Source organism: Chryseobacterium sp. SIMBA_029, from assembly GCF_046535275.1.
Taxonomy (GTDB): domain Bacteria; phylum Bacteroidota; class Bacteroidia; order Flavobacteriales; family Weeksellaceae; genus Chryseobacterium.
This window is the reverse complement of record NZ_JAWRXA010000105.1, coordinates 1-352: the sequence shown is the minus strand read 5'-3', so window position 1 is coordinate 352 and position 352 is coordinate 1. Positions and strand designations below refer to the sequence as shown.

The 352-nt window shown below is 35.2% G+C and carries 1 protein-coding gene; it reads left to right on the top strand.

Annotation, left to right across the window (positions count from 1 at the left end):
• Nucleotides 1–352 (top strand): DedA family protein (locus tag SB679_RS23410; protein ID WP_410704675.1); only part of this gene is annotated, 352 nt, incomplete at both ends.

The window sequence follows — 352 nt, the reverse complement described above, 5'->3', positions numbered from 1 at the left end:
CTTCCGGTGTAGCTATAGCTGCTATTATTGGAAATGAAGTAGGTTACTATTTTGGACGTAAAGCAGGTCCGGCTCTGTATAAGAGACCAGATTCAATGCTTTTTAAGAAAAAATATTTATATCAGGCTCATGATTTCTTTGAAAAACATGGAGCATTAGCTATTATTATGGCTAGATTTTTACCTGTGGTAAGAACCTTTACCCCGATTGTTGCAGGAATTGTAAAAATGGATAAGAAAGAATTCCTAAGGGATAATGTTATCGGAGCTATCTTGTGGTCATTTATTTTGATCTTTGCAGGGCATTACCTGGATAAATTATTCATGGAGCAATTTGGAATCAACTTAAAGGA